This window comes from Peribacillus sp. NPDC058002 (assembly GCF_042886655.1).
In the GTDB taxonomy this organism is placed as follows: domain Bacteria; phylum Bacillota; class Bacilli; order Bacillales; family DSM-1321; genus Peribacillus; species Peribacillus aracenensis.
Genome location: NZ_JBHVQU010000139.1, coordinates 1 through 9,876 on the forward strand (window position 1 = coordinate 1; position 9,876 = coordinate 9,876).

10 protein-coding genes are annotated in these 9,876 nt (G+C 38.8%); all 10 read left to right on the forward strand.

The window, feature by feature from the left end; genetic code table 11:
- On the forward strand, nt 1-660 hold a 660-nt coding region (locus ACFVSH_RS18900; protein ID WP_483878307.1), incomplete at its 5' end, for a sodium:solute symporter family transporter.
- Complete coding sequence (locus ACFVSH_RS18905) at nt 657-1,463, forward strand: class II aldolase/adducin family protein (RefSeq protein WP_387707307.1); 807 nt, start codon at nt 657-659, stop codon at nt 1,461-1,463. The genes ACFVSH_RS18900 and ACFVSH_RS18905, both read left to right, overlap by 4 nt.
- A gap of 88 nt (nt 1,464-1,551) precedes the next feature.
- The gene (locus ACFVSH_RS18910) at nt 1,552-2,541 is read left to right on the forward strand and encodes a D-2-hydroxyacid dehydrogenase (protein ID WP_387596989.1); all 990 of its coding nucleotides are present in this window, start codon (nt 1,552-1,554) and stop codon (nt 2,539-2,541) included.
- Nucleotides 2,542-2,851: 310 nt separating this feature from the next.
- Nucleotides 2,852-3,721 carry a 5-oxoprolinase subunit B family protein gene (locus ACFVSH_RS18915; RefSeq protein WP_349729232.1) on the forward strand — a complete coding sequence of 290 codons (870 nt, stop codon included), beginning with the start codon at nt 2,852-2,854 and terminating at the stop codon, nt 3,719-3,721.
- Nucleotides 3,718-4,716 carry a 5-oxoprolinase subunit C family protein gene (locus ACFVSH_RS18920; protein ID WP_387707310.1) on the forward strand — a complete coding sequence of 333 codons (999 nt, stop codon included), beginning with the start codon at nt 3,718-3,720 and terminating at the stop codon, nt 4,714-4,716. The genes ACFVSH_RS18915 and ACFVSH_RS18920 overlap by 4 nt, the downstream gene beginning before the upstream one ends.
- A complete protein-coding gene (locus ACFVSH_RS18925; protein WP_323599577.1) occupies nt 4,709-4,957 on the forward strand; it encodes an acetyl-CoA carboxylase in 249 nt (82 codons plus the stop codon). Before ACFVSH_RS18920 ends, ACFVSH_RS18925 begins: the two co-directional genes overlap by 8 nt.
- A 31-nt stretch (nt 4,958-4,988) precedes the next feature.
- Nucleotides 4,989-6,341: an acetyl-CoA carboxylase biotin carboxylase subunit gene (locus tag ACFVSH_RS18930; protein WP_387707313.1), complete on the forward strand. Its 1,353-nt coding sequence runs from the start codon at nt 4,989-4,991 to the stop codon at nt 6,339-6,341.
- Between the two features lie 5 nt (nt 6,342-6,346).
- Complete coding sequence (locus ACFVSH_RS18935) at nt 6,347-7,111, forward strand: LamB/YcsF family protein (protein ID WP_387707315.1); 765 nt, start codon at nt 6,347-6,349, stop codon at nt 7,109-7,111.
- Between the two features lie 352 nt (nt 7,112-7,463).
- Nucleotides 7,464-9,503: a sigma-54 interaction domain-containing protein gene (locus tag ACFVSH_RS18940; RefSeq protein ID WP_387707317.1), complete on the forward strand. Its 2,040-nt coding sequence runs from the start codon at nt 7,464-7,466 to the stop codon at nt 9,501-9,503.
- A gap of 18 nt (nt 9,504-9,521) precedes the next feature.
- Nucleotides 9,522-9,876 (forward strand): carboxyltransferase domain-containing protein (locus ACFVSH_RS18945; RefSeq protein ID WP_387707319.1); only part of this gene is annotated, 355 nt, incomplete at its 3' end.

A 9,876-nucleotide genomic window follows, 5' to 3' on the forward strand; every position in this document is an offset into this window, starting at 1 on the left:
GGAGCGGGACTATATAGTGTTTTTTATGCAATTGCAATCAGTATCATTGGAATGTGCGCTTTTATTATCCTTCCCGATTTAGGAGATCCACAAAATGCATTTACCAGCATAGCGATGGTAACTTTACCTGCTGGTCTATTGGGGGTTGTCATTGCGAGCGTGGTATCTGCCCTAATGTCCACAGCTTCAGGAACTTTGCTAGCTTCGTCCACTTTAGTCGTTAATGACATCATTAAAAAATATATTGGTCCAAAAATGAGTGAACGACAATTTTTAAAAACATCCCGAATTACCACTTTAACGATCGGTGTATTGACCATAATCGTTTCGATATGGATTCAAGATATTTTAGTAGCATTGGATGTAGCTTACGCAATTTTATCCGGTGCTGTGTTCTTTCCGATCATCCTTGGTTTCTTTTGGAAAAGGGTCACGGCCACAGCGGCATTTTACTCCATTCTGGCCAGCATGATCGTTATTATTGTGGGATTGGTGATAAATGGACCTTCCTCCACTCAACCAATTCTGTACGGGCTTGCTACTAGTTTTGTCGTCATCACTACGATTACCTTCCTAAGTTCCAATAATGAACACAAGAACGAAAGTGAAGTAAAGCAAGAGGTAAAGGGTAAAGCTGACATGGACACCATGGCTAATTGAAGGTCCGGCAAAAAACGGAAAAATCGAGGAGGAAAGTAAAAATGACAAAGACAATTTCCCTGCAACCCGCAACATTCAATACGATGGAAGAAGAACGCACACACCGGAAGGAACGTTTGGCAGCTTCATTCCGGCTTTTTTCAAAGTTTGGTTTCGATGAAGGGGTAGCTGGCCATATTACGGTCCGTGATCCTAAATATACAGACCATTTCTGGGTCAATCCATTTGGAATGCATTTTAGTCAAATTTCCGTTTCGGATCTTATATTGGTTAATCATAAAGGTGATATTGTAGAGGGTGAACATTCCGTGAATGGTGCCGCCTTTGCCATTCATTCTGAAATTCATAAAGCGCGGCCGGATGCGATTGCAGCGGCACATGCTCATTCGGTATATGGAAAGACATGGTCTTCCTTAGGGAGACTATTAGATCCGATTACGCAAGATGCCTGCCAATTTTACAATGACCATGCATTATTTGATAATTTTACTGGTGTGGTTTATGCATCCGAAGAAGGTAAGCGTATTGCTAAGGCTTTAGGTCAATACAAAGCTGTCATCCTCCGCAACCATGGATTGTTAACGGTCGGCCAATCTGTAGATTCAGCTGCTTGGTGGTTCATAACGATGGAACGATCATGTCAAGCTCAGATAATGGCTGAATCTGTTGGTAAGCCGATTTTTATAGAAGAAGAGTATGCAAAGTTAACAGCAGAACAAACGGGAACGGAATATGAGGGGTGGCTGAGTTTTCAGCCTCTTTGGGACAGAATCAGAAAAGAGCAACCGGATTTCTTGAAGTGATCATCATGCACGGCATGATATAGTCGCAACGGATTGCCTTCCAATAATACAGGAAAAGGGAATCGGAGGGTCTTGAGGGGGGTTTATAATGTCTGGTTCTAAGAAAATAGCACCTTCACTTTATATCAGGGTCGATATACCGGAAAAATACATCAATGAGTTTAAGGAGATTTGTTCAGAAGTTGTTGTCGAGCCATGGGAATTCGGTGAACCTGAACCACAGCCAACAGTTGATTTATCAAAGTTTGATATCCTTTATACGCTGGGGCTTCATGATAATCTTAACATTATAAAAAAAGCTCCAAGGATTAAATGGGTTCATTCAGACAGTGCTGGTGTGGAGGCCATGCTGAATGAAGATATAGAAAACAGCGATGTCATCATCACCAATGTCAAAGGCTGCACATCAGTCCCGATAGCCGAGCATACAATTGCGATGCTATCTTCGTTAGCAAGAGGCATACCGACAATGATCAGAAATCAAATAAACAAAACCTGGATTGAAATTCCTGTGAAGGATCTTGAAAATGCGATAGTGGGGATAATTGGGTATGGTGATATTGGCTATGAGATAGCAAAGCGATGTAAAGCACTAGGCATGACCGTTATCGGGTGCCGCCGGAATCCCTCAAAGAGGAACAAAGAATACGAACCTGCTGATTTGATAATGGGTATGGATCAAGTGGATGATGTCCTTTCCAGGTCCGATTTTGTCGTCTTGGCATTGCCGTATACACAAGATACCTCATACTTTTTTAATAAAGAACGCTTAAATAAAATGAAAAAAGGCAGCTATGTAATTAATGTCGGCCGCGGCAATACGATTGTGGATGAAGATTTAATCGATTCCTTAAGCAATGGGCACATAGCAGGAGCGGCTCTAGATGTGTTTGAAGTAGAACCTTTACCTAAGGATCACCCTTTCTGGCAGCTGGAAAATGTCATGGTTTCCCCGCATAATGCTTATAACTCTTCCAAACACATAGATCGTGTGATGGAATTATTCCTGAAAAATTTAAAGCTTTTTTCTGACGGTAAGCCCCTAATGAACGTTGTGGAAAAAAAACTTGGTTATTAGTAGTAATGGACTCATTGTAAGAAATACTTTATAGAATAGTGTTCATTATTGTTGATGAGGACATAAATTGAGAGACTGCAAAAGCCTAGAAAGCTTTGTGGTCTTTTTTATATTTTACACATTATGAACTAGTAATCGGTTGATTTATTTCATTTATGAAAGATTATATTTCAGAATTGAAATATAAATAAAGGGATTTAGGCGATTTACCATTTTAATAATCTGAATAATCAACAAATATTATAGTTGTCTGTTTTGGCATGAGAATTGCAATGGTTTAGTATAAATCCAATAAATGAGGTGAAGTCCATTGACCCGTTACGAATATGGCGGTGATGAGTTTATTTTTGTTGAATTAGCTGAGGCAATGAGTCTTGAAACAAATTTTCAAGCAATGGCTATTACTAAGGCGTTACGAAAAGAGAAAGTATCAGGGATTTTGGATATTTGTCCTTCCAATGCTTCCTATATGATCCGGTTTAATCCAGATCTCATTCATCCAGATGACTTAATTTCAAAATTGAAAGAACTTGAACAATATGTTTCCTTGGAAAACTTCGAAATAACTGCACGTGCAGTAGATGTACCCATATTATTTGAAGATCCTTGGACACATGAGGCATTAATGCGTTTTAGAGATCGGCATCAGGATCCAACATCAACAGATATTGAATATGTGGCACATACAAATGGCTTTCATACGAAAGAAGATTTAATTAAATCAATTACGGATGCCCCTTATCTGGTTTCGATGATAGGCTTTGTACCGGGCTTGCCATGGTGCTATCAAATGGTTCCAAACGAGCAGCAAATCGAAGCACCTAAATATGTCCGTCCTCGAACATATACGCCAGAGAGGGCATTCGGATTCGGCGGTTCATTTGCCGTTATATATCCGGTTCAAGGTGCAGGTGGTTATCAATTGTTTGGAACTGCCGCAGCACCGATCTTTCAAAAGGAGCAACGTTTACATGATTTTAAAGAGTCAATGACCTTCCCGAGACAGGGGGATGTTTTTAGATATCGAAGCATTTCCATGGAGGAGTACGAAGATATTCGAAAACAAGTTGAAAATGGGGAATTCCGTTATTTGACGAAGGATATAACCTTTAAGCCTAAAGATGTTCTCGGAAATCCAAATGCGTTTTCAGAATCTGTGATAAGGAGGTTATATGCATGATTAAAGTTATTAACCCTGGCCTTCAAACGACTGTTCAAGATTATGGGAGAATAGGCTTTTATGAAGTGGGTATGCCACCATCGGGAGCTATGGATAAATACTCCTTCAGGGCAAGCAACTTTCTTGTTGGGAACGATGAAAATGCAGCTGTTCTCGAGATTACTTATATGGGGCCAGTCTTAGAATTCCAACAAGATGTAACCGTTGCTATTGCAGGAGGGGAAATACCACCAAAAATTAATGATCAGTATGTTCCGATGTGGGAAACATTGGAAGTTATGGCTGGAGATGTTTTGTCCTTTGATTTTGTTAAACAAGGAGCTCGGGTGTATTTAGCGGTAGCCGGCGGAATTGAAGTGCCGCTTATTATGGAATCACGGTCCACATATACATTGTGCGGAATTGGAGGTTTCGAAGGAAGACCACTTCAAGCTGGGGACTTTTTGAAAATCGGTAATGCAAACCAATCAAAGGTTGCAATCGGAACACGCATAAGTGATGAATTAATTCCGGTCTTCTCAAAAACGAATATAATACGTGTTGTTGTAGGATTGTGCAGTTATCGCCTTACTGAAGAAAGTAAAAAACGCTTTTTCTCCATCGATTGGACGGTTACAACGGAAGCAAACCGTGTTGGCTACCGTTTTAAAGGGGAGCGTTTGAATTTCGTAGAGCGTCAACAACCATTTGGAGCCGGCAGCAATCCTTCAAATGTTGTGGATTTAGGGTATCCTATCGGATCGATTCAAGTACCAGATGGTGTCGAACCGATTGCTTTGTTAAACGATGCTGTGACAGGTGGAGGCTATGCGACGATTTGTACAATTATCAGTACGGATTTAGACAAAATGGCACAAATCAAAACAAATGAGAAGGTACGCTTTGTGGCTATTGACATTAATGAAGCCCTCGAGGCAAGAAATGAATACAAAGAAAAAATCAATCAAATGAAAAAACAAGTATTAGGACAAATAGGGGGAATCAATCATGGCTGAACAAAAAACAGTTCTATCACCAATCCCAGGAGTATTTTATCGCAAACCTGCTCCCGATAAGGACGTGTACGTAAAAGAAGGAGATACAGTTAAGACTGGTGACGTTCTTGCTATGGTGGAAGTCATGAAAAACTTTTATGAAATTAAAGCAGAAACAGATGGAGTTCTTGCACAATTCTTTGTAGAGGACGAGGACATTCTAGACGCAGGACAGGAAATAGCGGTAATCATTGAACAGTAATCAATTTTGAAGAAGGAAGGAGGAAAAGTAAATGGGCTATTTTAAAAAGGTGCTAATTGCAAACCGAGGGGAAATTGCTAGGAGAATTATTCGTACTTGTAAAAAGGAAGGTATTCAAACAGTCGCTGTCTATTCTGAAGCCGATGCAGAGGCTCCTTATGTCAGTGAGGCGACTGAAGCTGTATGCATCGGCCCTGCTCAAGCGAAAAAGAGTTATCTTGATATTGAAAAAGTGATTCAGGTAGCAAAAAAAACACATGCAGATGCTATTCATCCTGGGTATGGGTTCTTATCTGAAAATGCGGAATTTGTACGCAGATGTGAGGAAGAAAATATTGTCTTTATCGGTCCTTCTGCGGAAACGATACACATTATGGGCAGTAAACTTGAAGCTCGTACCCAAATGCAAATGGCGGGCGTAAGGGTTGTACCAGGTACGGATAAAAGCATTGAGTCAGTTGACGAAGCATTGCTGATTGCGAACGATCTTGGCTATCCACTCATGTTAAAAGCTAGCGCCGGTGGTGGTGGTATTGGGATGCAGCTTGTTCAAAATGATACCGAGCTAATAAAAGTGTTTGATGCCACGAAGCAACAAGCTACTTCATTTTTTAAGGATGGAACTGTCTTTTTAGAAAAATGGATTTCAAAACCCCGCCATATTGAAGTGCAAATTGTCGCTGATACATACGGAAATGTCTTACATTTATTTGAACGGGAATGTTCAGTACAGCGCCGAAATCAAAAGGTGATAGAAGAAAGCCCTTCGCCATTTCTAAATGATACCCTTCGAAAAGAATTGTTGGAAGCAGCCATTCGAGGTGTAAAACAAATCGATTATACAAATGTAGGCACAATGGAATTCATTTTTGATGAAAATCAAAATTTCTATTTTCTTGAAATGAACACTCGTCTGCAAGTAGAGCACCCAGTAACTGAAGAAATAACAGGAATAGATTTAGTTGAACTACAGTTGAAAATAGCTGCGAAGGAAAAACTGACGATTACACAGGAAGAGATAAACAAAACAGGACACGCGATTGAAAGCAGACTTTATGCAGAAGATCCTAGTACTTTCTTTCCTAGTCCTGGTGTAATTTCTAGGTTGAAATTACCCGAAAACGATGTAAGGTTGGATTTTGGCATCGTCGAAGGCAGTGCGGTGACCCCTTTTTATGATCCGATGATCGGTAAAATTATTGTTCACGGAATAACACGCGATCAAGCAATCTCAAAAATGCAGGGAGTGCTTGAAGAAATTGAAGTACAGGGAGTTAAAACAAACCTCTTGCTTCTCAAACAAATCATGAAAAATAACCAGTTTATTAGTGGTAATTATACGACTCAATTTTTAGCAGAAAATAAAGTTCAAGTTGAGGGGTGAGAACAATGTATAAGGTAGATTTGAACTGTGATATGGGTGAGAGCTTCGGCCTTTATGAATTAGGCTATGATGAAGAATTAATGCAGCTTATTTCCTCGGCTAATATTGCATGTGGTTTTCATGCCGGAGATCCCCATGTTATGAGAAAAACAGTGGAAATAGCAAAGAAATATGATGTAGGGATTGGTGCACATCCAGGTTTTCCAGATTTATTGGGTTTCGGTCGTCGCTTCATGACCTGTACACCCTCAGAAATAAAAGACTATGTGATGTATCAAGTAGGCGCCTTAAGAGAATTCAGTGCAGCAGCAGATGTCAAAATCCAACATTGTAAACCACACGGAGCTTTATTTATGAAAGCAATGGAAGATAAGACTATAGCAAGAGCAATATTAGAAACAATTCATGAAATCGATCCAAATATGATCATATTTGCGCTTAGCCAATCGGAAGTGATGGAAGAAGCTGTAAAAATGGGTGTCCCTGTTGCAAAAGAAGCTTATGCTGACAGGGAGCATACCGAAAGCGGGTCCATTTTGCTAACGAGAACAGGCGCACGAATCAATGATTATGAAGAAATGGCACAGCGAGTTGTTCGTATGGTCAAAGAAGGAAGAGTCATAACACACGATGGAAAAGATGTTTCCATTAAAGCAGAGACCATTTGTATACATGGAGATACACCAGGAGCGCCGACTCTGGCTAAAAAAGTTGTAGAAGCTTTAAAGGGGAGTGGCGTCGAGATTGTTCCTATTAATAAGATCATCTAATAAGATACTTGTCTTAAAATGTATATTGGTATAGTAGTGGGGCTCTAATTAATGAAAAAAGGGATTAATAGATAGTTGACTAGTAAATGACTCCGGTATTGTATGCCGGAGTCATTCTGTTTAGATCCCAATATAACGGATTGAATTGTAAATGCCCTCTAGACTCTCTTCAATTAATTTGTAAACTTCTCAAACTAAGCCGTAGTTACTTCACTGGTTGTTGAAACAAAGTATAGGTATAATTGACTGAATAATCAAAATGGTATTTATATTAAAATACCTCTAAATGCATATCCTTAACTAAAAAAAGTATAATAAAATAAAGATTCCGTAATCGGGAGGGGTGAGTAAGTTGATTATTTGGAACGATATTCTTAAACCGATTTCCCTATATGTTAATATACATTGCACTATTGGAGCTGTCATTCAAACATTATCAAATCAAAAAGCGAATATTGTGTTTGTAAAGGATAAGGGGTCTTTAGTGGGCTATAGTACTATCGAGATTCTAATGAACCAAATTGCTCAAAATGAAGACTTATCAAAGCCAATTATCTATAAAAATGATATTTTAAAAGTCCCACAGTTTTCGCCTGTTGAATTTTTCCATAACGTTACACTTATTATAGGGGAGGATACCGATGGAGAAATTATCGGCTTCACTACAATTGAACAGGCCCGAAATCAAATAAGTGAGCTGAATTTGAAGGATTTAAATCTCCTTTTACATGGAGCTGGGGTAGGAATTGTCCGAACGAATATCGATTACCAAATAGAATATATTAATGAAACAGCAGAAAGTATTTTAGGTCTCCACCGCTCATTTTTACAGTTTCGAGACTATAAAATGTTATTAAGTATCGATAAAAATCTCGATAAAGTAATGACTGGGGAAACTCTTATAAATGTGAACGCTTCTATTAATTTTAAATACACGGTTGGGAATTTTTACCCTTTGAAAATGGAAGATAAAATAAAAGGACTCATTCATATTTTTTTCTCGCGTGAAGTTTTCGAGGATTCTGTTAAAGAATTAGACTTTGTAAGAAATCTGAATTCTGATTTACAAACGGTATATGCTTCTTCCCAGGAACAAATACTCGTCATTGACGAAAGCGGAAAAATCATTCGAGTAGCGGGAATGTTTCTTCACGATTTTTGGAAAGTGGATAATCCAGAAAACATAATTGGTAAGAATATAAGTGAGTTTACAAGAAAAAACATTTTTCAGCCTAATGTTTTTGAACTATGTCAGAAACAAAAGAAAAAGGTTACATCGATTCAGGATTCTATGGGAAAAAGTAGAGTCTGGTCTGTAGCTACCCCGGTGTACCATGAAGGGAAATTAGAAAAAGTAGTTGTACTTTCAAGGGATATTACACAAGAAAGTTCCTCAATTCATTATCAGTCGGACGAAGGTTCTCAAACTCTACAAGATCATGATGATTTTAACAATAAACAACTTGTTTATCGTTCGAAAACAATTGAGCGCTTAGTAGCAGAGATAAAGCGAGTAGCCCAATTTAATTCGACTATTCTACTGGAAGGTGAATCCGGTGTTGGGAAAGAAGTATTTGTCCACCAAATTCATTCAGCCAGTCCTCGGAGTAACCAGCAGCTAGTCCGGATTAACTGCGGTGCTATTCCAGAGAATCTCATTGAAAGTGAATTGTTCGGTTATGAGAAAGGGGCATTTACTGGTGCAGATAAAAATGGGAAAGCAGGGTTGTTTGAAATTGCTAATAACAGCACGCTTTTTCTCGATGAAATTGGTGAACTCCCTTTAAATATGCAAGTGAAGCTATTGCGTGTGTTGCAGGAGCGAGAAGTGACTAGAATTGGCGGGACCCATCCAAGACCTGTAGATGTTCGAATTATAACGGCAACCAATAAGGACTTACAAGAGTTGGTGAACCAAGGTGAATTCAGAGAGGATTTATACTACCGACTATATGTTATTCCATTTAGTATTCCGCCATTGCGTGAACGAAAAGATGATATCTTTCCCCTCGCCATTTATTTTTTGGAACAATTTAAAAAAATGTATGATATCAAGAAAAGTTTCACGCCAGAAGCCATTGAAGTTTTAGAGACATATTCATGGCCGGGAAATGTAAGGGAACTTCAAAATATAGTGGAGCGCTTAACATTATTGGGCGAGGGAGAATGGATTAAACGGGAGCATGCATTGAAATTTTTGTACGGGGAAGTTCAAAAAAAGAAAAAACAACTATTGGTTTTAGAATTGATGCCTCTTAAAGAAGCGGTAGAAGAATTAGAAACTCAACTTATTCAAAGAGGGATGCAAAAATACGGCACTGCCGATAAATTATCTAAGGTACTAGGTGTTAGTCCTGCGACAATAAGCAGGCGGATGAAAAAGCTGAAATAACAAAGGGGGCGACAAGTATTGTTTAATTTGCCTGAAACTCATTTTAATTTCGGAGGAGACGAATACATTTATGCTGAAATTTCTCGTGAAATGAGAATTGAGAGTAACTTTAAAGCAATTGCGGTGACTGAGGAGCTGAGAAAAAGAGAAATTCCAGGCATTATTGATATTGTTTCATCCAATGCCTCCTATTTAGTTCGTTATAGTCCGGACATCGTCTCAGCAAGAGATTTACTGGATTATTTAAAAGAAATAGATTTAAAGAAAAGTAATCCTGAAAAATTAAATTTATCAGTACGAATAGTAGAAATTCCAGCATGGTACGACGATCCAGTGTCAAGAGAATATTCCCTGCGTTTTAAGAGCAGACACC

Coding starts and splice junctions, on each gene's coding strand:
- ACFVSH_RS18930 (WP_387707313.1), top strand. CDS start 4,989: ATGGGCTATTTTAAAAAGGTGCTAATTGCAAACCGAGGGGAAATTGCT.
- ACFVSH_RS18910 (WP_387596989.1), top strand. CDS start 1,552: ATGTCTGGTTCTAAGAAAATAGCACCTTCACTTTATATCAGGGTCGAT.
- ACFVSH_RS18920 (WP_387707310.1), top strand. CDS start 3,718: ATGATTAAAGTTATTAACCCTGGCCTTCAAACGACTGTTCAAGATTAT.
- ACFVSH_RS18935 (WP_387707315.1), top strand. CDS start 6,347: ATGTATAAGGTAGATTTGAACTGTGATATGGGTGAGAGCTTCGGCCTT.
- ACFVSH_RS18925 (WP_323599577.1), top strand. CDS start 4,709: ATGGCTGAACAAAAAACAGTTCTATCACCAATCCCAGGAGTATTTTAT.